Raw genomic sequence first — 25,320 nt, 5'->3', positions numbered from 1 at the left:
TTGTTCAGTGTTTCAATTTTCAGCTTGATCCAGATTTTTAAAGAGCAAAACTTCGCAGTGAACCTTTGCAGGTACACTCTGAAGTATTTTTTATTTAATCACTACAGAGATGGTGGAGCTATGCGGGATCGAACCGCAGACCTCCTGCGTGCAAAGCAGGCGCTCTCCCAGCTGAGCTATAGCCCCATAACATGTAGTTAAAACCTCTTCAAATTTGCCGTGCAAATTTGGTAGGCCTGAGTGGACTTGAACCACCGACCTCACCCTTATCAGGGGTGCGCTCTAACCACCTGAGCTACAAGCCTGTAGAGGTTTTACTGCTCATTTTCATCAGACAATCTGTGTGAGCACTGCAAAGTACGCTTCTTTAAGGTAAGGAGGTGATCCAACCGCAGGTTCCCCTACGGTTACCTTGTTACGACTTCACCCCAGTCATGAATCACAAAGTGGTAAGCGCCCTCCCGAAGGTTAAGCTACCTACTTCTTTTGCAACCCACTCCCATGGTGTGACGGGCGGTGTGTACAAGGCCCGGGAACGTATTCACCGTGGCATTCTGATCCACGATTACTAGCGATTCCGACTTCATGGAGTCGAGTTGCAGACTCCAATCCGGACTACGACGCACTTTATGAGGTCCGCTTGCTCTCGCGAGGTCGCTTCTCTTTGTATGCGCCATTGTAGCACGTGTGTAGCCCTGGTCGTAAGGGCCATGATGACTTGACGTCATCCCCACCTTCCTCCAGTTTATCACTGGCAGTCTCCTTTGAGTTCCCGGCCGGACCGCTGGCAACAAAGGATAAGGGTTGCGCTCGTTGCGGGACTTAACCCAACATTTCACAACACGAGCTGACGACAGCCATGCAGCACCTGTCTCACAGTTCCCGAAGGCACCAATCCATCTCTGGAAAGTTCTGTGGATGTCAAGACCAGGTAAGGTTCTTCGCGTTGCATCGAATTAAACCACATGCTCCACCGCTTGTGCGGGCCCCCGTCAATTCATTTGAGTTTTAACCTTGCGGCCGTACTCCCCAGGCGGTCGACTTAACGCGTTAGCTCCGGAAGCCACGCCTCAAGGGCACAACCTCCAAGTCGACATCGTTTACGGCGTGGACTACCAGGGTATCTAATCCTGTTTGCTCCCCACGCTTTCGCACCTGAGCGTCAGTCTTCGTCCAGGGGGCCGCCTTCGCCACCGGTATTCCTCCAGATCTCTACGCATTTCACCGCTACACCTGGAATTCTACCCCCCTCTACGAGACTCAAGCTTGCCAGTATCAGATGCAGTTCCCAGGTTGAGCCCGGGGATTTCACATCTGACTTAACAAACCGCCTGCGTGCGCTTTACGCCCAGTAATTCCGATTAACGCTTGCACCCTCCGTATTACCGCGGCTGCTGGCACGGAGTTAGCCGGTGCTTCTTCTGCGGGTAACGTCAATGAGCAAAGGTATTAACTTTACTCCCTTCCTCCCCGCTGAAAGTACTTTACAACCCGAAGGCCTTCTTCATACACGCGGCATGGCTGCATCAGGCTTGCGCCCATTGTGCAATATTCCCCACTGCTGCCTCCCGTAGGAGTCTGGACCGTGTCTCAGTTCCAGTGTGGCTGGTCATCCTCTCAGACCAGCTAGGGATCGTCGCCTAGGTGAGCCGTTACCCCACCTACTAGCTAATCCCATCTGGGCACATCCGATGGCAAGAGGCCCGAAGGTCCCCCTCTTTGGTCTTGCGACGTTATGCGGTATTAGCTACCGTTTCCAGTAGTTATCCCCCTCCATCAGGCAGTTTCCCAGACATTACTCACCCGTCCGCCACTCGTCAGCAAAGAAGCAAGCTTCTTCCTGTTACCGTTCGACTTGCATGTGTTAGGCCTGCCGCCAGCGTTCAATCTGAGCCATGATCAAACTCTTCAATTTAAAAGTTTGATGCTCAAAGAATTAAACTTCGTAATGAATTACGTGTTCACTCTTGAGACTTGGTATTCATTTTTCGTCTTGCGACGTTAAGAATCCGTATCTTCGAGTGCCCACACAGATTGTCTGATAAATTGTTAAAGAGCAGTTGCGACGCGGCTTTCAGCTCACTGTCGCGAGGTGGCGTATATTACGCTTTCCTCTTTCAGAGTCAACCCTGAATTTCAGGATTTTTTCTCTTCAACCGAACCAGCTGTTTGTGTGAAGTGATTCACATCCGCCGTGTCGATGGAGGCGCATTATAGGGAGTCGGCTCAGGAAGACAAGCGGAAAAATGCATTTTTATTTCAACCGCTCATCTTTTAATCATTGCGCCGGTTTTTGCTGCTTTTTTATCGCTTGCGGCAGGTCTGCCAGGCTATTTAACACCCAATCTGCCGCGTTTTCTGCTTCAGGTGTAATAGGTTTACCCGTACGCACCAGCACTTTTGTTCCCACGTTCGCCGCAACCGCTGCCTGCATATCTTCTAATTTATCGCCCACCATATAAGAAGCGGCCATATCAATATGCAAATAATCGCGTGCTGACAAAAGCATCCCCGGATGTGGTTTGCGGCAATCGCAGACCTGGCGAAACTCTTCAACACTACCCTGCGGATGATGCGGGCAATAATAGATACCATCCAGATCGACATCTCGGTCCGCCAGCGACCAGTCCATCCACTCGGTCAGCGTTTCAAACTGTGCTTCGGTAAATTTACCGCGAGCAATGCCAGACTGGTTGGTTACTACCACCAGCGCAAAGCCCATTTTTTTAAGCTCGCGCATGGCGTCAATAACACCGTCGATAAATTCAAAGTTGTCGATCTCATGGACATAGCCGTGATCGACATTAATGGTGCCATCACGGTCAAGAAAAATTGCGGGTACGCTCTTCGCCACCTTTTATAGCTCCTTAATAAGGCATGTGACGCTAGTATCGCATGTTTCGACCTGCAAGAAAGTGCTCTTCGCATAAACCTGATTGATTTAGACGTCTGGATGCCTTAACATCCATTTCATTGACGGCGTTGCCCGTTTCAGGCATTCGAGATGCCACGACTAACTTAATGACGATAATAAATAATCAATGATAAAACTTTCGAATATCACCAAAGTGTTCCACCAGGGCACCCGCACCATCCAGGCGTTGAACAACGTCAGCCTGCATGTGCCAGCTGGGCAAATTTATGGCGTTATCGGTGCCTCAGGCGCGGGTAAGAGTACGCTTATACGTTGTGTAAACCTGCTGGAGCGCCCAACCGAGGGTAGTGTGCTGGTCGATGGCCAGGAACTGACCACGCTGTCAGAATCCGAGTTGACCAAAGCTCGCCGCCAGATTGGTATGATTTTCCAGCATTTTAACCTGCTCTCTTCGCGTACTGTTTTTGGCAACGTGGCTCTGCCGCTGGAGCTGGACAATACACCGAAAGACGAGATCAAACGTCGCGTGACGGAATTGCTGTCATTGGTTGGTCTTGGAGATAAGCATGATAGCTACCCGTCGAATCTTTCCGGTGGGCAGAAACAACGTGTGGCGATTGCCCGTGCATTAGCCAGCAATCCCAAAGTATTGCTGTGTGATGAAGCCACCAGCGCGCTAGACCCGGCAACGACACGTTCTATTCTCGAACTGCTGAAAGACATTAACCGCCGTCTGGGTTTGACGATTCTGTTGATCACCCACGAAATGGACGTTGTGAAGCGCATTTGTGATTGCGTGGCGGTTATCAGTAATGGCGAACTGATCGAGCAGGACACGGTAAGTGAAGTGTTCTCGCATCCGAAAACGCCGCTGGCGCAGAAGTTTATTCAGTCGACCCTGCATCTGGATATCCCGGAAGATTACCAGGAACGTCTGCAAGCGGAGCCATTTACTGACTGCGTGCCGATGCTGCGTCTGGAGTTTACCGGTCAATCGGTCGATGCCCCACTGCTTTCTGAAACCGCGCGTCGTTTCAACGTCAACAACAACATTATTAGCGCGCAGATGGATTACGCCGGTGGCGTTAAGTTCGGCATCATGCTGACTGAAATGCACGGCACACAACAAGATACGCAAGCCGCCATTGCCTGGCTGCAGGAACACCATGTAAAAGTAGAGGTACTGGGTTATGTCTGAGCCGATGATGTGGCTGCTGGTTCGTGGCGTATGGGAAACGCTGGCAATGACCTTCGTATCCGGATTTTTTGGGTTTGTGATTGGTCTGCCGGTTGGCGTCCTGCTTTATGTCACGCGTCCGGGGCAAATTATTGCTAACGCGAAGCTGTATCGTACCGTTTCTGCGATTGTGAACATTTTCCGTTCCATCCCGTTCATTATCTTGCTGGTATGGATGATTCCGTTTACCCGCGTTATTGTCGGTACATCGATTGGTTTGCAGGCAGCAATTGTTCCGTTAACCGTTGGTGCAGCACCGTTTATTGCCCGTATGGTCGAGAACGCTCTGCTGGAGATCCCAACCGGGTTAATTGAAGCTTCCCGCGCAATGGGTGCCACGCCAATGCAGATCGTCCGTAAAGTGCTGTTACCGGAAGCGTTGCCGGGTCTGGTGAATGCGGCAACTATCACCCTGATTACCCTGGTCGGTTATTCCGCGATGGGTGGTGCAGTCGGTGCCGGTGGTTTAGGTCAGATTGGCTATCAGTATGGCTACATCGGCTATAACGCGACGGTGATGAATACGGTACTGGTATTGCTGGTCATTCTGGTTTATTTAATTCAGTTCGCAGGCGACCGCATCGTCCGGGCTGTCACTCGCAAGTAACGTTCAACACAACATAAATAATTGAAGAAGGAATAAGGTATGGCGTTCAAATTCAAAACCTTTGCGGCAGTGGGAGCCCTGATTGGATCACTGGCACTGGTAGGCTGCGGTCAGGATGAAAAAGATCCAAACCACATTAAAGTCGGCGTGATTGTTGGTGCCGAACAGCAGGTAGCAGAAGTCGCGCAGAAAGTTGCGAAAGACAAATATGGCCTGGACGTTGAGCTGGTAACCTTCAACGACTATGTTCTGCCAAACGAAGCATTGAGCAAAGGCGATATCGACGCCAACGCCTTCCAGCATAAACCGTACCTTGATCAGCAACTGAAAGATCGTGGCTACAAACTGGTCGCAGTAGGCAACACTTTTGTTTATCCGATTGCTGGTTACTCCAAGAAAATCAAATCACTGGATGAACTGCAGGATGGTTCGCAGGTTGCCGTGCCAAACGACCCAACTAACCTTGGTCGTTCACTGCTGCTGCTGCAAAAAGTGGGCTTGATCAAACTGAAAGATGGCGTTGGCCTGCTGCCGACCGTTCTTGATGTTGTTGAGAACCCAAAAAATCTGAAAATTGTTGAACTGGAAGCACCGCAACTGCCGCGTTCTCTGGACGACGCGCAAATCGCTCTGGCAGTTATTAACACCACCTATGCCAGCCAGATTGGCCTGACTCCAGCGAAAAACGGTATCTTTGTCGAAGATAAAGACTCCCCGTACGTAAACCTGATCGTAACGCGTGAAGATAACAAAGACGCCGAGAACGTGAAGAAATTCGTCCAGGCTTATCAGTCTGACGAAGTTTACGAAGCAGCAAACAAAGTGTTTAACGGCGGCGCTGTTAAAGGCTGGTAATTTTTAGGCTGTTTCCACAATTTGTAATATCATTCAGGACGGGCGCTTGCCCGTCTTGTCATTTTTACAAGCTCCTGATTCAATATTGACGTTTTGATCATACATTGAGGAAATACTATGCGTGCTTTACCGATCTGTTTAGTAGCACTCATGCTAAGCGGCTGTTCCATGTTAAGCAGATCCCCTGTCGAACCCGTTCAAAGCACTGCACCCCAGCCGAAAGCGGAGCCTGCAAAACCGAAAGCGCCGCGCGCCACGCCGGTCCGAATTTATACCAATGCAGAAGAATTAGTCGGCAAACCGTTCCGCGATCTCGGTGAAGTCAGTGGCGACTCTTGCCAGGCCTCTAATCAGGACTCTCCGCCGAGCATTCCAACCGCGCGTAAGCGGATGCAAATCAACGCCTCGAAAATGAAAGCCAATGCGGTATTACTGCATAGCTGCGAAGTCACCAGCGGTACGCCGGGCTGCTATCGTCAGGCTGTATGTATCGGCTCTGCGCTTAACATTACGGCGAAATGAGCAGTTTCCAGTTCGAGCAAATAGGCGTTATTCGCTCGCCCTATAAAGAAAAGTTCGCCGTTCCGCGCCAGCCAGGTCTGGTAAAAAGCGCCAACGGCGAACTGCATCTCATTGCTCCCTACAACCAGGCCGACGCCGTTCGCGGCCTGGAAGCGTTCAGCCATTTATGGATCCTTTTCGTCTTTCATCAAACGATGGAAGGCGGCTGGCGTCCGACTGTGCGTCCACCGCGCCTCGGCGGTAACGCCAGAATGGGGGTTTTCGCAACACGCTCTACTTTCCGCCCTAACCCAATTGGCATGTCGCTGGTAGAGCTGAAAGAGGTTGTTTGCCATAAAGACAGCGTGATTCTGAAGCTCGGCAGTCTGGATCTGGTCGATGGTACGCCGGTAGTGGATATCAAACCGTATCTCCCCTTTGCCGAATCGCTTCCCGATGCCAGTGCCAGCTATGCGCAAAGTGCGCCAGCTGCAGAGATGGCGGTGAGTTTTACCGCAGAGGTCGAAAAGCAGCTTTTGACGCTGGAGAAGCGTTATCCGCAGTTAACGCTGTTTATCCGCGAAGTACTGGCGCAGGACCCGCGCCCGGCCTATCGTAAAGGTGAGGAAACGGGCAAAACCTATGCCGTCTGGCTACATGATTTTAACGTTCGCTGGCGCGTCACCGACGCAGGTTTTGAAGTCTTTGCGCTGGAACCGCGTTAAATTCACGCCCTTCTCTTTTGACATTTCTTTTGCACTGGTAAACTAAATCACTTTTTTTGTCCCAGGCTCGCCTTGAGCCTGTTCTACCTTCCAACTGGAACCGTAACAACATGCGTACTAGCCAATACCTGCTCTCCACTCTCAAGGAGACACCTGCCGACGCCGAGGTGATCAGCCATCAGCTGATGCTGCGCGCCGGGATGATCCGCAAGCTGGCCTCCGGGTTATATACCTGGCTGCCGACCGGCGTGCGCGTTCTGAAAAAAGTCGAAAACATCGTGCGTGAAGAGATGAACAACGCCGGTGCGATCGAGGTGTCGATGCCGGTGGTTCAGCCAGCCGATTTGTGGCAAGAGAGTGGTCGTTGGGAACAGTACGGTCCGGAACTGCTGCGTTTTGTTGACCGTGGCGAGCGTCCGTTCGTACTCGGCCCAACTCATGAAGAAGTTATCACTGACCTGATTCGTAACGAGCTTAGCTCTTACAAACAGCTGCCGCTGAACTTCTATCAGATCCAGACCAAGTTCCGCGACGAAGTGCGTCCGCGTTTCGGCGTCATGCGTTCCCGCGAATTCCTGATGAAAGATGCTTACTCTTTCCATACTTCTCAGGAATCCCTGCAGGAAACCTACGATGCAATGTATGCGGCCTACAGCAAAATCTTCAGCCGCATGGGGCTGGATTTCCGCGCCGTACAGGCCGACACCGGTTCTATCGGCGGCAGCGCCTCTCACGAATTCCAGGTGCTGGCGCAGAGCGGTGAAGACGATGTGGTCTTCTCCGACACCTCTGACTATGCAGCGAACATTGAACTGGCAGAAGCTATCGCGCCGAAAGAACCGCGCGCTGCTGCTACCCAGGAAATGACGCTGGTTGATACGCCGAACGCGAAAACCATCGCGGAACTGGTTGAACAGTTCAATCTGCCGATTGAGAAAACGGTTAAGACTCTGCTGGTTAAAGCGGTTGAAGGCAGTAGCTTCCCGCTGGTTGCGCTGCTGGTGCGCGGTGACCACGAACTGAACGAAGTTAAAGCAGAAAAACTGCCGCAGGTTGCCAGCCCGCTGACTTTCGCGACCGAAGAAGAAATTCGTGCCGTGGTTAAAGCCGGTCCGGGTTCACTGGGTCCGGTAAACATGCCGATTCCGGTGGTGATTGACCGTACCGTTGCGGCGATGAGTGATTTCGCTGCTGGTGCTAACATCGATGGTAAACACTACTTCGGCATCAACTGGGATCGCGATGTCGCTACCCCGGAAGTTGCGGATATCCGTAACGTGGTGGCTGGCGATCCAAGCCCGGATGGCCAGGGTACGCTGCTGATCAAACGTGGTATCGAAGTTGGTCACATCTTCCAGCTGGGTACCAAGTACTCCGAAGCACTGAAAGCCTCCGTACAGGGTGAAGATGGCCGTAACCAAATCCTGACGATGGGTTGCTACGGTATCGGGGTAACGCGTGTAGTAGCTGCGGCGATTGAGCAGAACTACGACGAACGCGGCATCGTATGGCCTGACGCTATCGCGCCGTTCCAGGTGGCGATTCTGCCGATGAACATGCACAAATCCTTCCGCGTACAAGAGCTTGCTGAGAAACTGTACAGCGAACTGCGTGCACAAGGTATCGAAGTGCTGCTGGATGACCGAAAAGAACGTCCGGGCGTGATGTTTGCCGATATGGAACTGATCGGTATTCCGCACACTATTGTGCTGGGCGACCGTAACCTCGACAACGACGATATCGAATATAAATATCGTCGCAACGGCGAGAAACAGTTAATTAAGACTGGTGACATCGTCGAATATCTGGTGAAACAGATTAAAGGCTGATGCCAGAAAGGGTCCTGAATTTCAGGGCCCTTTTTTACATGGATTGTATAAAATGGATAAACCAAAGGCGTACTACCGCCTGCTTCTCCCCTGCTTTCTTTTACTTTCGGCCTGTACCGTTGATATCAGCCAGCCAGACTCCTCTGCCACAGCGGTAGATGTTGAGGCAAAAACATGGGCTGTCAAATTCCAGCATCAAAGCTCTTTCACCGAACAATCAATAAAAGAAATAACGGTACCTGATCTCAAACCCGGCGATTTGCTGTTCTCCTCAAGCCTGGGGGTAACCTCATTTGGGATCCGCGTTTTCAGCACCTCCTCTGTGAGTCACGTTGCAATCTATCTGGGTGAAAATAACGTTGCAGAAGCGACAGGCGCTGGCGTCCAGATTGTTTCCCTTAAAAAAGCGATGAAGCATAGTGATAAACTTTTCGTCTTACGAGTCCCGGATCTTACCCCGCAACAAGCCACAGAAATCACCGCGTTCGCCAATAAAATCAAAGATAGCGGTTATAACTATCGCGGCATTGTCGAATTTATCCCCTTTATGGTGACTCGCCAGATGTGCTCACTGAATCCGTTCTCCGAGGATTTTCGCCAACAGTGCGTCAGCGGCCTGGCGAAAGCGCAGTTAAGCAGTGTGGGCGAAGGAGACAAAAAGTCGTGGTTTTGTTCGGAATTTGTCACTGATGCATTTGCCAAAGCCGGGCATCCGCTTACGCTGGCGCAATCGGGCTGGATTAGCCCTGCCGATCTGATGCATATGCGTATTGGTGATGTCTCTGCGTTTAAGCCAGAAACGCAGTTACAGTATGTTGGGCACCTGAAGCCAGGGATTTATATCAAGGCGGGTCGCTTTGTTGGGCTGACCCGGTGATAAAGTAAATGCCTTATCCGCCTTAAGGTATGAGGGGGGTTGTAGGCATGATAAGACGCGCCAGCGTCGCATCAGGCGTTGAGCACCATTGCCGGATGCGGCGTAAACGCCTTATCCGGCCTACAAAAAACGTGCAAATTCAAAATGTTGAAATATATCCTTCTGGCCTGTTTTGCGTTTGTTTCTGTCTCAAGACGGGTTACTGCCCCAAACTACTGCAATCCTGGTTTGGGTAAAATTTCCCTGCCGTATCGGGTGCTAATACTTTGGTTGGCGCACCGGTATCCGGATTAGCCTCAAGCGTAAAGTGACCTTCTACTGACAGTAACACCGGTTTTTCACTGTGACCGCGCGCAGCCAGGTAGCCACGCTCCAGCTCTGCGTTATTCGCTACCATGAAACGTTTTCCGGTCGCGCAATCAGTGAAGGTCGCCGCATCAGCCATATAAAAATACATGCCCCGCAGGGTCATCGGCGTCATGGGTAAACTGGATTGTGCCGCTTCCAGCGTATAGTTGAACTGCGATTCAATCGGATTGCCTTCACGATCGAGCATCTCCAGCGCATCGCCTTTCGCCCGATAATATGACTTTTCACCTTTGCTGTCGGTTAATACCAGCTTGTCAGCGGTTCGCGCCCATGTACCGTAGGAAGCGAAGGAGGAAGGTTCTTCACGAGCACCGAGATAACGCTCATTCATCACCCATGTTCCGTCTTTTTCGAGGAACAGAGAGGTTTCGATTCCTTCGCAATCGGCACACGGCAGCACGCCGCGCCAACTTTGCGGCATCGGTTTCAATTCGGCAGCCTGCGCCGGAGAAAGCGTATCGACTTCGGCCCGATTATTACAACCCATCAGAGTAAAGAGGCTGATTACAGCCATCGCTGTCACTATCGCTTTTTTCACCATCCATTCCTTCTTTTTATTCCCGACCGCTGCGCACTTTGCCGCGCATCGCCTTCACGCTTGATTTTTGTGCTTTCGATGCCAGCCTGCGCTCTTTCGATGCACGGGTGGGCCGCGTGGGTCGTCGGGCTTTTTGTTCTGTTGTTAATTCTTTAATCACAGCCACCAGCCGGGCCAGAGCTGCTTCGCGGTTCAGTTCCTGACTGCGGTATTCCTGTGCCTTAATGACAATCACGCCATCACTGCTGATCAAATGATGGCTGGCGGCGAGCAGATGCTCTTTGTAATACTCTGGCAGGCTGGACGCCCGAATGTCAAAACGCAGATGAATAGCCGTTGAGGTCTTATTAACATGCTGCCCGCCCGCGCCCTGCGCACGAATGGCGGTGATCTCAAGCTCACCATCGGGAATAGCAACATGTCGGGAAATCACAATCATGAAGGTTGTTGCCAGGCGGTTAAGTTCACTTCCAGATTATTCTTATCATCCGATAACCAGATCACGCCATCCTGAATCGTTGCCTGCAGCGTCATGGTACGATCGGCAAAGGCGCTTACTTTCGCCAGTTGTTCATCGTCCAGATACCAGACGGAAAGATTGGCAAACTGCACACATTTGCTCTGATTTTGCTGCCACCAGATTTGCGCCGCCCGACTATTATAGGTAAACAGCGCCACTTCTGCGGCCTGGGTGCAGGCTTTCTTAATCCGCCGCTCATCCGGCAGCCCCAGCTCAATCCACAAATCAATGCCCAGGTGATCGTTACGCAGCCACGCTTCCGGCTCATCATCGGCACACAAACCACGGGTAAATTGCAGACGTTCATCAGCATATTTCAGCCACGCCAGCAAGCGCAGCATCATACGCTCCTGGGTTTCTGAAGGATGGCGCGCCAGCGTCAGAGAGGCATCGAGAAACTGGTTGCGGTCGAGATCGGCCACATTAACCGTCGCTTTATAAATTGTCGCTTTAAGCGCCATAAGAAAACTCCTTTCGAATCAGGAGGCCATTGTAACGGAATACGTGCAGTTGCGGCGCTGATATTGCAGAAATGAGTGTGGTATAGTCACCTTGCGAAACAGAGTTTATCTTCGTAGGCTTAGACTTGCATCCACGGTTAAGTCAGAGTGCTGACAGGAGGGCATGTGGAAAAATATTGTGAGTTAATACGCAAGCGGTACGCGGAAATCGCCAGCGGAGACTTAGGATACGTTCCGGACGCGCTGGGCTGCGTTTTGAAAGTGCTGAATGAAATGGCTGCCGACGACGCCCTTTCTGAGGCTGTCAGGGAAAAAGCAGCATACGCTGCGGCAAACTTACTGGTGAGCGATTATGTCAATGAATGATACGTATCAACCAATCAATTGTGATGATTACGATAATCTTGAGCTCGCCTGCCAGCATCATTTAATGCTGACACTTGAGCTGAAAGATGGCGAAAAATTGCAGGCAAAAGCCAGCGATTTAGTCTCCCGCAAAAATGTGGAGTATCTGGTCGTCGAGGCCGCTGGCGAAACCCGTGAGCTACGTCTGGATAAAATTACCAGCTTTAGCCACCCGGAAATCGGTACGGTGGTGGTGAGCGAGTCCTGATTGACTTTCGCCGGATGCGACGCTTAATGCGTCATATCCGGCCTTCACTTAACTAAGCGTTTCGCTGCCAGACAAAACTTATGCCATTCTCACCTTCAGCCACACCTCCTTGCGTCACAAATACCCCTGCCGCCGCAATCAGCGTTTCGCCATAAAACAGCAGTGGCGTGGTGTCACGTAGCCACGGCGGCACGCCCAGCTCTTGCCAGATTTTCTTTAGCTTACGTCCGCCGTTACGCCCGACAATATGCAGCAATCCTGGCGCTTTGAAACGCACGCTGACCGCTTCGTCTGCACGCGGAGGGCGAATAGCACCTCCCGCATTAAGCTGTACACTTCCCAGCCCCGCCGGTAATTCCAGCGGTTGAAGCCACGTCTGCCACGGCACAATGTTTTCGCTTTGCCCGGTGACGGATTTAATCCACCACAGTTGCGACTGATAGCGTCGGATTTCAAACGCGCCCAAACGTAAACAGGGGGAGGCATCTTCCCGCGCCAGCGCCACTTCCTGCCAGATCCTCACCAACGCGTCGCGGGAAGGCATCGGTGCATTCTGCCCTGCCAGCCAGCGGCGGATAATCGCCGCGCGGCGGGCATCACTCATCGCCAGCATTGGCACAATCTGCAGCGTCCCCTGCGGCGATTGACAGTGTGCTAAATCATCTGCCAGCAGTTCATCCAGCAGGCTCTCTTGTTCAGCACAAAGTGCGGCGCTGCGGGCCGTTGTTTCGGCAAAATGCGGCCAACGCTGCTGCAATAACGGCACTACGCGCAGGCGCAGAAAGTTACGATCGTATGAGTCGTCCTGATTACTTTCGTCTTCAATCCAGAGTAAACCATGCGCCAATGCCCACTGCGCCAGTTCCCCCCGCGTGCGGGCAAGCAACGGGCGGATAAGCCGTGTTCCGGCAAACTCCGAAACTTCCGCCATAGCCGAAAGCCCGGCAGGGCCGCTACCGCGTTTTAGCGCCAGCAGAAAAGTTTCACATTGATCGTCGAGATGTTGCGCGGTGACCAGCACTTCACCGGGCAACAAGGTGCGGGCAAATACCTGATAACGCGCCTGCCGCGCCTGGGCCTCAATCCCCAGCCCCTCTTGCGCAAGTTGTACGCGTTCGACCACCAGCGGCACCTGCCACTGTTGGCAGACGTTTTCGCAATGCGTAACCCAGGCATCGGCATTGGCACTTAAACCGTGATGCACATGAATAGCGCGCAGAGCGACACCCGGATTTTCCGTCCGCCACTGCACCAACTGATGCAGCAGAACGGTGGAGTCAAGCCCGCCGCTAAAGGCCACCAGAATCTGGCGTGAGGTGAGAAGTTGTCTATTGAGCGTGAGTGTCATGATGGTGCGATTTTACAGTAGCAATGCCCGGCACGTTACCGGGCAAATGCGGCGATGACAAGCCTTACTGCTCATACAGTTCCAACGGCAGCCCGTCCGGATCGTTAAAGAAGGTGAAGCGTTTTTGCGTGTATGGATCGACACGGATGGCTTCACACTTCACGTTATGGCTTTCAAGGTGCGCCACTGCCGCATCGATGTCATCAACGCTAAAAGCCAGATGACGCAGGCCGCAAGCTTCCGGTCGGCTGGGGCGCTCCGGCGGGAACGGAAATGAGAAAAGCTCAATCACATATTGCCCATTAAGCGCCAAATCCCCTTTCCACGAGTCGCGCGCTTCGCGATAGACTTCGCTTTGCAGCGTGAAACCAAGAATATCGCAGTAGAAAGCTTTGCTCACCGCATAATCCGTCGCAATAATCGCAATATGGTGAACCTGTTTTAAACCCAGCATAACGTCTCCTTTATTTGTTAACAGCACGTTACTCGCCCGGAAGCCGCTCTGGCAAGTTATCCCGCCATTTTTAGGACTCGTACGCGGTAAACGCCGTCTTCGTCCTGTTTCGCGCCGTGAATATCCGTTTCAAAACCGGGGTAATGTTGCCCTACGGAACAAAGCATCAGTAGAAAATCGAGTACCGTGCGGCTCTCTTTGGTCAGCATTTCTCCAGGCATCAACAGCGGTACGCCAGGAGGATAAGGCAGGATCATATTTGCCGATACTCTACCGACCAGTTGTTCCAGCGCAATGGTTTCTACTTCACCTTTAATCTGTCTCTGCCATGCCTGATGTGGCGTCATGATCATTTCCGGCAAAGTATCGAATGCCCGCAACATCAAACCGGGAAGATCGTGTTTACGAATTAGCTTATGGATCCCTTGCGCCAGATCCTGAATACGCATATTGCGGTAGAAATCGGGATCTTCAGCATAGAGATCGGGCAGCATATTTTTGATCCGCAGGTTGAGATCGTAAGAGCGCTTAAATTCCGTCAACCCACGCAATAATCCCATTGCTTTGGTTTTATCGATGCCAATACTAAAGAGAAACAGCAGGTTATAAGGGCCGGTTTTCTCTACTACGATCCCACGTTCGTCGAGGAATTTTGCCACCAGCGCCGCCGGGATCCCCTCCTCGCTCATATTGCCCTGTTCGTCCATCCCCGGTGTCAAAATAGTGACTTTAACCGGATCGAGAAACATATGATCGGCATCCGCATCGTTAAAGCCGTGCCACTCTTCGCCAGGCGCAACGGGCCAGCATTCGGCTTCATCCACCTGCGGCGGTTGCCAGATATCGAAAAACCAACCGTCAGACTCTTCCCGCAACCGCTGGACCTCTTTGCGAAAATGCAGCGCCCGCTCCACCGAACGGTTAATCAGCCGTTTGCCCGGATTACCACGCAGCATCGCCGCCGCCGTCTCAACCGAAGCAACAATGGGATAACTGGGCGAGGTGGTGGTATGCATCATAAAGGCTTCGTTAAACGCCTCTTCGTCATACTCACCTTTAATGTGGATCAGCGAAGCCTGCGATAACGCCGCCAGCATTTTGTGGGTCGATTGCGTTTCGAAGATCACTTTTCCCGCAACACGCTCACCGCTCATACCACTTTTACCCTGGTAGATCGGATGAAAATGGGTGTACGGCACCCAGGCAGAATCGAAGTGAATCGACGGGACATCCAGCGTCTGTTTGATCCAGTCGGTGTTGTAGAGCAAGCCATCATAGGTGGAGTTGGTGATCACCGCATGAACCGGCCATTGTGCTTGCGTGGTGGCAGCGACTTTCTCTTCGATGCTGTCGCGAGTAAATTCACGGCGCGGGATCCCACCCAGAATCCCCAACGCATTACGCGTCGGTTTCAGCCAGACTGGCACTACATCGTTCATCATCAACAGATGCGCCAGTGATTTATGGCAGTTGCGGTCGATCAACAGCGTACTGCCGGATGGCGCGGCGTACATACCCACAATTTTGTTCGACGTCGATGTTCCGTTGGTAACGATATAACTCTGTTCCGCGCCGAAAGTCCGCGCGATGTACTCTTCCGCTTCCAGGTGTGGCCCGGTGTGGTCGAGCAACGAACCAAGCTCGGTGACCGAAATAGAGACATCAGCCTTAAGGGTATTCCCGCCGAAAAAATCATAAAACAGACAGCCAACCGGGCTTTTTTGATATGCGGTGCCGCCCATATGCCCCGGCGTACAAAAGGTGTACTTCCGCTCTTTGACGTAGGTAAACAAGGCTTTCGTGAACGGTGGGGTAATGTTATCAAGATATTCGTTGGTATACTGACGCATACGAATGGCGATATCTTCCGCCTGCCCCAGCGCATATTCAAAAAACCAGAGCGCCATCCGCATATCCTGCACGCTGACATCCATCGTCGAGTGGGTGTTGATGAAGGCATAAAGCGGGAGATATTCATTAAGCTGATTGATATCGCTACATAAATCGAGACTGTACTCATCCCAGTCAAAAATCACGCCGCAAATTCGTGGGTTATGTTCGATAAACTTCAGCAAATCAACGCTGTTTTGTGGCCAGATAATCTGAAAGCCTTGCGCCACCAGCGCCGACTCCAGTTCTTTAATGGGTTCATCTTTATAAAAGACGCCATGCGGTCCCATAATGGCAATGATGTTCATGTGTTCCTCCTGGAAAATCCTTCCTTAATCATAGCCTGCTCAAACCGTGGCGATAAAAAAGGGCCACCGAAGTGACCCTTTTTCAGAACTTTTGCGAATTACGCGTAACCGTAGCTCATCAGGCGCTGATAACGACGATTTTTTAAATCTTCAGTGCTTAACACGTCGAGATCGGCCAGATCCGCCAGCAGTTGCGCTTTCAACGATGCCGCCATCGCTTCCGGGTTACGGTGAGCGCCGCCCAGCGGTTCCGGGATGATGGAGTCGATCAGTTTCAGCTCTTTCAGACGCGGAGCGATGATACCCATCGCTTCAGCCGCCAGCGGCGCTTTGTCGGCGCTCTTCCACAGAATGGACGCACAACCTTCCGGCGAGATAACGGAATAGGTGCTGTATTGCAGCATATTCACTTTATCGCCCACGCCAATCGCCAGCGCACCGCCAGAACCACCTTCACCGATAACCGTACAAACTACCGGTACGCCGAGGCGAGACATTTCACGCAGGTTGCGTGCAATGGCTTCAGACTGACCACGCTCTTCTGCGCCCACGCCAGGATAAGCCCCCGGGGTGTCGATAAAGGTGATGATAGGCATCTTAAAGCGTTCAGCCATTTGCATCAGACGCAGTGCTTTGCGGTAACCTTCTGGCGCTGGCATACCAAAGTTACGGCGAATTTTTTCTTTGGTTTCACGACCTTTTTGATGACCAATGATCATCACCGGACGACCATCGAGACGGGCGATACCACCGACGATAGCTTTATCGTCTGCATACGCGCGGTCGCCAGCCAGTTCGTCAAATTCATCAAATGCCAGGCGAACGTAATCCAGGGTATAAGGACGCTGTGGATGGCGTGCCAGTTGCGCAATCTGCCATGCACCGAGATCGGCGAAGATTTTACGCGTCAGTTCTACGCTCTTTTCACGCAGACGATGCACTTCTTCATCGATGTTAATATCCAGTTTCTCATCCTGACGGCTAACCGCAGTCAGAGAATCGATTTTCGCTTCCAGCTCTGCAATCGGCTGTTCAAAATCAAGGAAATTCAGACTCATAGTATTCCTGTATTAGTCAAACTCCAGTTCCACCTGCTCCGAACCAATGAGGCCACGGAGATCGTTTAATAAACGATCGCTCGGAGAGACACGCCACGTCGCGCCAAAACGCAACCGCGCGCGTGCATCCGCCCTCTGATAGTAGAGATGTACTGGAATTGTCCCAGAGCGGTGGGGTTCCAGAGACTGACGGAGTCGGTTTAAAAGCTGGTCATCAATTTGCCTGTCCGTCAGCGAGATAGCAAGCCCGCGAGCATATTTTTCCCGGGCTTCGTCAATATCCATCACTTCGCGAGCGGTCATTTTAAGCCCACCGCTGAAGTCATCAAAGCTGACCTGTCCGCTGACGATAAGTATGCGGTCTTTTTCCAGCAATTGCTGGTATTTATCCAGGGCGTCAGTAAACAACATCACTTCCAGCCGCCCGGAACGGTCATCCAGCGTGCAGATACCGATACGATTGCCGCGCTTGGTGACCATAACCCGCGCGGCAACAACGAGCCCCGCAGCCGTGATGACTTTACCACGTTCTGTCGGGTGCATGTCTTTCAGCCTTACGCCTCCGACATAACGCTCAATCTCTTTTAAATACTGGTTGATAGGGTGTCCGGTCAGGTACAGGCCTAACGTTTCACGTTCCCCATCTAATACCACCTGCTCCGGCCACGGTTGGCAGCTGGCGTAGGATTGTTCAATTTGTTCCGGCTCTTCGGCCAGCACGCCGAACATATCGGCCTGACCGATAGCTTCCGCTTTCGCGTGTTGATCTGCCGCTTTTAACGCATCGCCCAGCGAGTTCATCAGCGCTGCGCGATGTGGCCCAAGACGGTCAAACGCCCCGGACATGATCAGTTTTTCCAGCACTCGCCGGTTTAACTTTTTGGTGTCGGTTCGGGCGCAGAGATCAAACAGTTCGCGGAAGTAGCCGCCTTTATTACGGGCTTCGATGATGGCCTCAATCGGACCTTCACCGACCCCTTTGATCGCGCCAATACCATACACGATTTCGCCGTCGTCGTTGACGTGGAAATGGTAAAGACCGGAGTTTATATCTGGTGGCAGGATTTTCAGCCCCATCCGCCAGCACTCATCCACCAGACCCACCACCTTCTCGGTGTTGTCCATATCGGCGGTCATTACCGCCGCCATAAACTCCGCAGGATAGTGCGCTTTCAGCCATAACGTTTGATATGACACCAAAGCATAGGCCGCAGAGTGCGATTTGTTAAATCCGTAACCCGCGAATTTCTCCACCAGGTCGAAGATTTTCATCGCCAGTTCGGCGTTGATTCCGTTCTTTTCTGCACCTTCAGCAAATACAGAACGCTGCTTCGCCATCTCTTCCGGCTTTTTCTTACCCATCGCACGACGCAGCATATCCGCGCCACCGAGGGTATAACCAGAAAGCACCTGGGCAATCTGCATGACCTGTTCCTGATACAGGATAATGCCGTAGGTTGGCTCCAGTACCGGTTTCAGGCTTTCATGCTGCCACTGCACGTCCGGATAGGAGATCTCTTCGCGACCATGTTTACGGTCGATAAAGTTATCCACCATCCCTGACTGCAACGGACCAGGGCGGAACAGTGCCACCAGTGCGATCATATCTTCGAAGCAGTCAGGTTGCAGACGCTTGATCAGGTCCTTCATGCCGCGCGATTCAAGCTGGAATACCGCCGTGGTTTCCGAGCGTTGCAGCATGTCGAAGCTTTTCTTGTCATCCAGCGGGATCGCGGCGATATCCAGCGGCGGCTCGCCATTCTTCGCCCGCCGCTTGTTGATCATCTCCAGCGCCCAGTTGATGATGGTGAGCGTACGCAAACCAAGGAAGTCGAACTTCACCAGTCCGGCGTATTCAACGTCGCTTTTATCAAACTGGGTGACCGGATGTTTGCCCTCTTCATCGCAATAAAGCGGCGCAAAATCGGTAATTTTGGTCGGCGCGATAACCACCCCACCGGCGTGCTTACCGGCGTTACGGGTGACCCCTTCCAGTTTGCGCGCCATGTCGATCAGCGCCTTAACTTCTTCATCCGCTTCGTAGATTTCCGGCAGCTGCGGCTCGGCTTCAAACGCTTTCGCCAGCGTCATCCCCGGATCGGGCGGGATCAGTTTCGAGATACGATCGACAAAGCCGTACGGATGCCCCAGCACGCGGCCTACGTCGCGGATCACCGCTTTCGCCGCCATCGTACCGAAGGTGATAATCTGCGATACCGCATCACGACCGTACATGTCCGCTACGTGTTCGATAACCTGATCGCGTTTCTCCATACAGAAGTCAACGTCGAAGTCAGGCATGGAGACACGTTCCGGGTTAAGGAAACGTTCGAACAGCAGGTCAAATTCCAGCGGATCGAGGTCGGTGATTTTCAGCGCGTAGGCCACCAGTGAGCCTGCGCCGGAGCCACGGCCTGGCCCTACCGGTACACCGTTATCTTTCGACCACTGGATAAATTCCATAACGATGAGGAAGTAGCCCGGGAAGCCCATCTGGTTGATAACCTGAAGTTCAGTCTCCAGACGTTCGTCATATTCCGAGCGGCGCTTAACACGTTCTTCCTCATCAGGGAATAAAAAGGCCAGACGCTCTTCCAGGCCCTCTTTTGCACGCTTGACCAGATAATCTTCGGTGCTCATGTCCCCGGTCGGGAACTGCGGCAGGAAGTATTCACCAAGACGCACGGTTACGTTACAACGTTTGGCGATCTCAACGGTGTTGGCAAGAGCTTCGGGGATGTCGGCAAACAGCTCGCACATCTCCTCTTCGCTACGCATATATTGCTGCGGCGAATAGTTACGCGGGCGTTTAGGATCGTCGAGGGTAAAGCCGTCGTGGATCGCGACGCGGATTTCGTGTGCGTCAAAGTCGCTGCTGTCGATAAAGCGCACATCGTTAGTCGCCACGACGGGCAAACCGCGCGCTTCCGCCAGTTCCACCGCCGCGTGCAGATAGCTTTCTTCATCCGGCCTGCCGGTGCGGATCAGCTCGAGAAAATAGCGATCCGGGAAGTGTTCTTCATAAAACGCGACACACTCATCTACCAGCGCGCTGTTACCACGCAAAAGACTGCGTCCGACGTCGCCCATGCGCCCGCCGGAAAGAAGGATCAACCCTTCGTTTAATTCGATAAGCCAGTCGCGATCGATGATCGGCCCGGCGGCACCGTACCCGCGCTGATACGCTTTTGAGATCAGCAACGTCAGATTCTGATAGCCGGTATTGTTCGCCGCCAGTACCGTCAGGTGGGTTAACTCATCACCCAGCAGGTCGCACTGGACGTTAAAATCTGCCCCGACGATAGGCTTAATCCCTGCGCCATGTCCCGCTCCGTAGAACTTCACCAGACCGCAAAGGTTGGTGAAATCGGTGATCGCCAGTGCTGGCATACCCAACGCCGCCGCCTTTTTTACCAGCGGTGCGGTTTTGGCCAGGCCATCGATCATCGAGTAGTCGCTGTGCACCCGCAGGTGTACGAAACGTGGTTCAGACATCTTCAGATTCCGGTTTACTTAATCTCGACACAAGAATCAGGACGCAAGTCCCAGTGCGCGTTTGACAGGCCCAAAGCTGCGCCGATGGTGTTCGGTCGCGCCGTGTTCAGCCAGTTTTTCCAGATGAAAAGCGGTTGGATACCCTTTGTGTTGGGCAAAACCATATTGCGGGAAAACAATATCCAGCGCCGCCATTTCGGCGTCGCGCGTCACTTTCGCCAGGATAGACGCGGCACTGATTTCCGGTACGCGGCTATCGCCTTTCACCACAGCCATCGCAGGCATCGGTAATTTCGGGCAGCGGTTACCATCAATCAACACATATTCCGGCGCAATATGCAGCCCAGCGACGGCACGCTGCATCGCCAGCATGGTCGCATGAAGAATGTTCAGCTCGTCGATTTCGTGGGGTTCCGCGCGGCCCAGACTCCAGCTCAACGCTTTCTCTTTGATCTCTTCATAGAGCGCCAGACGGCGTTTTTCGCTCAGCTTTTTGGAATCATTCAGCCCGGCAATCGGGCGCGCCGGGTCAAGGATCACCGCAGCGGTGACGACCGCGCCAACTAACGGCCCGCGTCCGACTTCATCCACACCCGCAACCAGCTGCGTGTGCGGATAGACAAATTCGATCATTGTGCTAACTCCAGAACGGCTTGTGCCGCCTGCTCATCGGCATTGCAGCGGATCTGCTGATGCAGTTCACGGAAGGTATCGTGCATCGCGTGGCTGGTTTTCCCGTTCGCCAACAGCGGTAACAGCGCCGCAGCCAGTTTTTGCGGCTCACACTCTTCCTGCAATAATTCTTTGACTAACTCTCTGCCCGCCAGCAGATTTGGCAGCGAGACATATTCAGTTTTCACCAGCCGCTTCGCCAACCAGAAGGTAAAAGGCTTCATGCGATATCCCACCACCATCGGGCATTTCGCCAGCATACACTCCAGGGCTGCCGTCCCCGACGCCAGTAGTGCCGCATCGCTGGCGACCATCGCCTCACGGCCCATCCCATCCAGCAAATGAACTGAAAGGTCTGGCGCGACTTCAGCTTTGATGCGTTCAAACTGCTCGCGGCGTTTGGCATTCACCAGCGGCACCACGATCTCCAGATCAGGGTACGTCTGGCGCAAAAGCTGGGCCGTTTTCAGGAAATCGGCGCTAAGCATCTCAACTTCCGCGCCACGACTTCCCGGCAACAATGCCAGACAGTGAGTATCGTGCGGGATCCCCAGCACATCACGGGCGGCATTTTTATCTGGATCTAATGGCATGGCATCAGCCATGGTATGACCGATAAAGCGGCACGGTACGTTGTATTTGTCATAAAACGCTTTTTCGAAAGGCAGAAATGCGAGCACCAGATCGGTGGCTCTGCCTATTTTGAAAACGCGTTTCTGTCGCCACGCCCAGACGGATGGACTGACGTAATGAATGGTTTTGATACCCTGCTTTTTAAGGTTACCTTCGAGGGTAATATTGAAGTCAGGCGCATCAATACCAACAAAAACATCTGGCTTCAGTTCGCCAAAACGCTTTGTCAGATCGGCACGAATATGCAGTAAGCGACGCAGACGACCGAGCACTTCAACAATGCCCATTACCGCCAGTTCTTCCATTTCGTACCAGGCTTCGCAGCCTTCAGCCTGCATTCGTGGCCCGGCAACGCCAACAAAGCGGGCGTTGGGCACACGTTCTTTCAGAGCGCGGATTAAACCGGCCCCCAGGATATCGCCGGAGGTTTCTCCGGCGACCAGGGCAATCGTTAATGGACGCTGTTCAGTCATTAACGAATCAGACCGCGCGTTGAGCGTGCAAAGAAATCGGTAAAGGCTTTCACTTCCGGATATGTTTCCGCCAGTTCAGCAATTTCCGGTTTCACTTCATCGAGCGTTTTACCGCTACGATAAATCAGCTTATACGCATTGCGGATAGCGGTAATCGCCTCACGGCTGAATCCGCGGCGCTTCAGCCCTTCGATATTGACACCGAACGGCGTGGCGTGGTTACCCTGCGCAATGACATAAGGAGGGACGTCCTGCGCCACACCGGAGCAGCCGCCAACCATCACATGCGCACCAATGATGCAGAACTGATGGACTGCGGTCATGCCGCCGATGATCGCGAAGTCGTCAACCGATACGTGACCCGCCAGCGTTGCGTTGTTGGCGAGAATACAGCGGTTACCTACCGTACAATCGTGCGCAATGTGCGCGTTGATCATCAGTAAGTTGTCGCTGCCCACCTTCGTCAATCCACCGCCCTGGACTGTGCCACGATGAATGGTGACGCTTTCGCGAATGCGGTTACGATCGCCGATTTCCACGCGGGTCGGTTCGCCAGCATATTTCAGATCCTGGTTAACTTCGCCGATGGAGGCGAACTGATAAATCTCATTATCGCGGCCAATTTTAGTATGACCATTCACGACAACGTGAGATTTCAGTACGGTACCCTCACCAATTTCGACATGGGGTCCAACGATACAAAAAGGACCAATGTGAGCGTTCGCGCCAATCGACGCGCCCTCTTCCACAATGGCGGTTGGATGCACAAAGGCGGATTTATCAATCACGTATCAGGCCTCCCGGCTACGAGCACACATCATCGTTGCTTCGCAAACTACTTTACCGTCGACCAGAGCAACCCCTTTAAAACGGGTCAGGCCGCGGCGCGTTTTTTCGAAAGTGACTTCCATGATCATTTGATCGCCAGGCACGACCGGGCGCTTGAAGCGCGCTTCGTCAATACCGGCGAAGTAGTACAGCTCACCCGGTTCCAGTTTTCCTACGCTTTTAAACGCCAGAATACCTGTTGCCTGTGCCATTGCTTCCAGAATCAGCACACCCGGGAAAATCGGTTTTCCAGGGAAATGGCCCTGGAAGAATGGCTCATTGACAGAGACATTTTTTACTGCGCGCAGAAAACGACCTTCTTCAAAATCCAGCACGCGATCCACCAGTAAGAACGGGAAACGGTGCGGCAGAAGTTCTAAAATCTCTTCAATCTGCAGAGTATGAGTGTTAGTAGTCAAGATACTCTTCCTGTCAAAATATAAGAAACGACAATAATAACACGGCCTGCCGCAATCGTAAGAATGAGACAGGCCGTAAAGTTTGGCGAACAAAAGATGGAACGTTAGTCTTGTTGATTAACCTTGCGCTCAAGCGATTTCAGACGCTTGCTCATGTCATCAATGTTCATCACCAGTGCAGCGGTTTTGCGCCAGACTTTGTTGGGTTGCAGCGGAATGCCTGAGGAATAGACGCCTGGTTCAGTGATGGGACGCATCACCATACCCATGCCCGTAACCGTCACTTTGTCGCATATTTCCATATGCCCGTTGATTACGCTGGCTCCGCCGATCATGCAGTAACGACCAATTTTCAGGCTGCCCGCCATAATGACGCCACCGGCAACCGCCGTATTGTCGCCAATCACGACGTTATGTGCAATCTGGCACTGGTTATCAATGATCACGCCATTGCCAATAACCGTGTCATCCAGCGCGCCGCGATCGATGGTTGTGCAGGCACCGATCTCCACGCGATCGCCAATAATTACGCGACCAATCTGTGGGATCTTCACCCAGTTACCACGATCGTTGGCATAACCAAAGCCGTCTGCGCCTACCACTGTTCCGGACTGGATCAGGCAATTCTGACCGATCTGGATCTCATGGTAAATGGTTACGTTCGCCCAGAGACGCGAACCTGCACCGATTTTGCTGTTTTTACCTACGAAGCAACCGGCACCGATAATCACGTTATCGCCCAGTTCAACGCCGGAGTCAATCACCGCGTTAGCGCCAATCGATACGTTGTTACCCAGCTTCGCCGTCGCGTCGATCACCGCACTGGGTGCAATGTTCTGCGCGGGCTGCGGCGTGGTATCTAAAATTTGCGCCATGCGCGCGTAAGTCAGGTAGGGATTCTTCACTACCAGCGCGGCACTTTTCGCGAAAGGAAGATCGTCCTGGGTCATGACAACCGCGGACGCCTGGCACAAGCCTAAATGCTCACGGTATTTTGGGTTAACCATGAACGTAATGTGACCTGTTTGTGCAGATTGCATGGACGCAACGCCGGTGATGACGATATCGCCATCACCGTGTAGTTCTGCATCCAACTGCTGCGCTAAATCAGCCAGTCGAATTGAAGGCATTACTTATTTAACCTGTTTCAGTACGTCGGCAGTGATGTCTTTTACATCGCTGCTGTTGTAAGCAACGGCGTTTGCATCAACAACCAGATCGATATCCTGGCTGTTGGCAACGGATTTCACAGCAGTCTGGATACGAGTAACCAGTTTGCCGCGTTCTTCGTTGGAACGACGTGCGCGATCCTGCTCAAAAGCCTGCGCTTTCTGAGCAAAAGTCTGGCGCTGAGCCATCACGTCTTTTTCCAGCTTAGTGCGATCGCTGCCCGCTTTCATGGACTGCAGCTTTTTCATTTTAGCCTGCAGATCGGTTTCCATACGCTGCAGTTCGCTGGCACGGCCTTTGAACTCATTTTCCAGCGTGTTAGAAACACCGGTTTTCTGCGCTACCTGCTGGAACAGGCTGCCCATATTGACGATTGCAATTTTGTCAGCCGCCTGAGCAGCAGTTGCCAGTGCTAAACCGAGACCTGCCGCTAATAACCACTTTTTCACAATAAACTCCTTACCATCCCATTTGCACCGGAGGGTGCAGTTCTTTGCGTGGCCCGGCGATCTTATATTGATCGCCTAAAGTCATCGCTACACTACCACTACATTCCTTTGTGGAG

The 25,320-nt window shown here is 52.6% G+C and carries 24 protein-coding genes, 2 tRNA genes and 1 rRNA gene; 9 read left to right on the top strand and 18 right to left on the bottom strand.

The annotated features are described in order from the left end of the window. Positions 1–110: 110 nt before the first annotated feature. From HUZ68_RS03920 to gmhB, 4 genes are all read right to left on the bottom strand, one after another. Positions 111–186, bottom strand: a tRNA-Ala gene (locus HUZ68_RS03920). 42 nt (positions 187–228) lie between these two features. Continuing rightward, positions 229–305: transfer RNA gene (locus HUZ68_RS03915), tRNA-Ile, on the bottom strand. Between the two features lie 68 nt (positions 306–373). Further along, positions 374–1,915: ribosomal RNA gene (locus HUZ68_RS03910) — 16S ribosomal RNA — on the bottom strand. 363 nt (positions 1,916–2,278) lie between these two features. Then, positions 2,279–2,854, bottom strand: a complete 576-nt coding sequence (gene gmhB / locus HUZ68_RS03905) for a D-glycero-beta-D-manno-heptose 1,7-bisphosphate 7-phosphatase (protein ID WP_001140187.1) — start codon at positions 2,852–2,854, stop codon at positions 2,279–2,281. Positions 2,855–3,041: 187 nt separating this feature from the next. Here gmhB and metN point away from each other — a divergent pair, with 187 nt between their 5' ends. The 7 genes from metN (at position 3,042) to HUZ68_RS03870 (ending at position 9,506) form a co-directional block, all read left to right on the top strand. Next, positions 3,042–4,073 (top strand): methionine ABC transporter ATP-binding protein MetN, encoded by a 1,032-nt coding sequence (gene metN / locus HUZ68_RS03900; protein WP_000593994.1) that lies wholly within the window; start codon positions 3,042–3,044, stop codon positions 4,071–4,073. Continuing rightward, positions 4,066–4,719 carry a methionine ABC transporter permease MetI gene (locus HUZ68_RS03895; RefSeq protein WP_001294600.1) on the top strand — a complete coding sequence of 218 codons (654 nt, stop codon included), beginning with the start codon at positions 4,066–4,068 and terminating at the stop codon, positions 4,717–4,719. The genes metN and HUZ68_RS03895 overlap by 8 nt, the downstream gene beginning before the upstream one ends. A 39-nt stretch (positions 4,720–4,758) precedes the next feature. Next, a complete protein-coding gene (metQ, locus tag HUZ68_RS03890; RefSeq protein WP_000874227.1) occupies positions 4,759–5,574 on the top strand; it encodes a methionine ABC transporter substrate-binding lipoprotein MetQ in 816 nt (271 codons plus the stop codon). Positions 5,575–5,691: 117 nt separating this feature from the next. After that, on the top strand, positions 5,692–6,096 hold the full coding sequence (gene rcsF, locus HUZ68_RS03885) for an Rcs stress response system protein RcsF (protein WP_001202329.1): 405 nt from the start codon (positions 5,692–5,694) through the stop codon (positions 6,094–6,096). Next, complete coding sequence (gene tsaA / locus HUZ68_RS03880; RefSeq protein ID WP_000094011.1) at positions 6,093–6,800, top strand: tRNA (N6-threonylcarbamoyladenosine(37)-N6)-methyltransferase TrmO; 708 nt, start codon at positions 6,093–6,095, stop codon at positions 6,798–6,800. The genes rcsF and tsaA overlap by 4 nt, the downstream gene beginning before the upstream one ends. Positions 6,801–6,910: 110 nt before the next feature. Then, positions 6,911–8,629 carry a proline--tRNA ligase gene (gene proS, locus HUZ68_RS03875; RefSeq protein WP_001260712.1) on the top strand — a complete coding sequence of 573 codons (1,719 nt, stop codon included), beginning with the start codon at positions 6,911–6,913 and terminating at the stop codon, positions 8,627–8,629. Between the two features lie 52 nt (positions 8,630–8,681). After that, complete coding sequence (locus HUZ68_RS03870) at positions 8,682–9,506, top strand: YaeF family permuted papain-like enzyme (protein WP_001351928.1); 825 nt, start codon at positions 8,682–8,684, stop codon at positions 9,504–9,506. Positions 9,507–9,705: 199 nt separating this feature from the next. Here HUZ68_RS03870 and nlpE read toward each other — a convergent pair whose 3' ends face one another. Genes nlpE through HUZ68_RS03855 form a run of 3 tightly spaced genes read right to left on the bottom strand, consistent with a single transcriptional unit; the run spans position 9,706 to position 11,394 of the window. Continuing rightward, positions 9,706–10,416, bottom strand: a complete 711-nt coding sequence (gene nlpE, locus HUZ68_RS03865; RefSeq protein WP_000239162.1) for an envelope stress response activation lipoprotein NlpE — start codon at positions 10,414–10,416, stop codon at positions 9,706–9,708. A 13-nt stretch (positions 10,417–10,429) separates the two neighbouring features. After that, complete coding sequence (gene arfB / locus HUZ68_RS03860) at positions 10,430–10,852, bottom strand: alternative ribosome rescue aminoacyl-tRNA hydrolase ArfB (RefSeq protein WP_000635532.1); 423 nt, start codon at positions 10,850–10,852, stop codon at positions 10,430–10,432. Then, positions 10,849–11,394: a YaeQ family protein gene (locus tag HUZ68_RS03855; RefSeq protein WP_001185290.1), complete on the bottom strand. Its 546-nt coding sequence runs from the start codon at positions 11,392–11,394 to the stop codon at positions 10,849–10,851. The genes arfB and HUZ68_RS03855 overlap by 4 nt, the downstream gene beginning before the upstream one ends. A gap of 165 nt (positions 11,395–11,559) precedes the next feature. Between HUZ68_RS03855 and HUZ68_RS03850 the strand changes: the two genes are divergently transcribed. Both HUZ68_RS03850 and rof read left to right on the top strand, forming a co-directional pair. Next, entirely contained in the window at positions 11,560–11,760 is a 201-nt protein-coding gene (locus HUZ68_RS03850) for a YaeP family protein (protein WP_000417058.1), read from the top strand. Then, entirely contained in the window at positions 11,747–12,007 is a 261-nt protein-coding gene (gene rof, locus HUZ68_RS03845; RefSeq protein ID WP_000062312.1) for a Rho-binding antiterminator, read from the top strand. The genes HUZ68_RS03850 and rof overlap by 14 nt, the downstream gene beginning before the upstream one ends. Positions 12,008–12,059: 52 nt before the next feature. Here the strand turns inward: rof and tilS are convergent, their stop codons facing one another. The 11 genes from tilS to skp all read right to left on the bottom strand — a co-directional run bounded on the left by tilS (position 12,060) and on the right by skp (position 25,204). After that, complete coding sequence (gene tilS, locus HUZ68_RS03840) at positions 12,060–13,355, bottom strand: tRNA lysidine(34) synthetase TilS (protein ID WP_239594036.1); 1,296 nt, start codon at positions 13,353–13,355, stop codon at positions 12,060–12,062. A gap of 64 nt (positions 13,356–13,419) precedes the next feature. Continuing rightward, positions 13,420–13,809: a VOC family protein gene (locus tag HUZ68_RS03835; protein WP_000901098.1), complete on the bottom strand. Its 390-nt coding sequence runs from the start codon at positions 13,807–13,809 to the stop codon at positions 13,420–13,422. Between the two features lie 56 nt (positions 13,810–13,865). Beyond that, positions 13,866–16,007, bottom strand: coding sequence for a lysine decarboxylase LdcC (ldcC, locus tag HUZ68_RS03830; RefSeq protein ID WP_021576974.1), 2,142 nt, complete (start codon positions 16,005–16,007; stop codon positions 13,866–13,868). A 98-nt stretch (positions 16,008–16,105) separates the two neighbouring features. After that, the gene (accA, locus tag HUZ68_RS03825) at positions 16,106–17,065 is read right to left on the bottom strand and encodes an acetyl-CoA carboxylase carboxyl transferase subunit alpha (protein WP_000055741.1); all 960 of its coding nucleotides are present in this window, start codon (positions 17,063–17,065) and stop codon (positions 16,106–16,108) included. 12 nt (positions 17,066–17,077) lie between these two features. After that, positions 17,078–20,560, bottom strand: coding sequence for a DNA polymerase III subunit alpha (gene dnaE / locus HUZ68_RS03820; RefSeq protein ID WP_001612380.1), 3,483 nt, complete (start codon positions 20,558–20,560; stop codon positions 17,078–17,080). A gap of 36 nt (positions 20,561–20,596) precedes the next feature. Then, positions 20,597–21,193, bottom strand: a complete 597-nt coding sequence (gene rnhB, locus HUZ68_RS03815) for a ribonuclease HII (protein WP_000569430.1) — start codon at positions 21,191–21,193, stop codon at positions 20,597–20,599. Then, positions 21,190–22,338 (bottom strand): lipid-A-disaccharide synthase, encoded by a 1,149-nt coding sequence (lpxB, locus tag HUZ68_RS03810; protein WP_033814561.1) that lies wholly within the window; start codon positions 22,336–22,338, stop codon positions 21,190–21,192. The genes rnhB and lpxB overlap by 4 nt, the downstream gene beginning before the upstream one ends. Further along, positions 22,338–23,126, bottom strand: coding sequence for an acyl-ACP--UDP-N-acetylglucosamine O-acyltransferase (lpxA, locus tag HUZ68_RS03805; protein WP_000565966.1), 789 nt, complete (start codon positions 23,124–23,126; stop codon positions 22,338–22,340). The genes lpxB and lpxA overlap by 1 nt, the downstream gene beginning before the upstream one ends. 3 nt (positions 23,127–23,129) lie before the next feature. Then, the gene (gene fabZ / locus HUZ68_RS03800) at positions 23,130–23,585 is read right to left on the bottom strand and encodes a 3-hydroxyacyl-ACP dehydratase FabZ (RefSeq protein WP_000210739.1); all 456 of its coding nucleotides are present in this window, start codon (positions 23,583–23,585) and stop codon (positions 23,130–23,132) included. 104 nt (positions 23,586–23,689) lie between these two features. Then, complete coding sequence (gene lpxD, locus HUZ68_RS03795) at positions 23,690–24,715, bottom strand: UDP-3-O-(3-hydroxymyristoyl)glucosamine N-acyltransferase (protein ID WP_033814562.1); 1,026 nt, start codon at positions 24,713–24,715, stop codon at positions 23,690–23,692. A gap of 3 nt (positions 24,716–24,718) precedes the next feature. Then, positions 24,719–25,204, bottom strand: a complete 486-nt coding sequence (skp, locus tag HUZ68_RS03790) for a molecular chaperone Skp (protein ID WP_239594035.1) — start codon at positions 25,202–25,204, stop codon at positions 24,719–24,721. Positions 25,205–25,320 lie beyond the last annotated feature (116 nt).

Source organism: Shigella dysenteriae (genome assembly GCF_022354085.1).
In the GTDB taxonomy this organism is placed as follows: Bacteria; Pseudomonadota; Gammaproteobacteria; order Enterobacterales; family Enterobacteriaceae; genus Escherichia; species Escherichia coli.
Note: the sequence above shows the minus strand (reverse complement) of the source record. Positions and strands in the feature narration are given on the sequence as shown.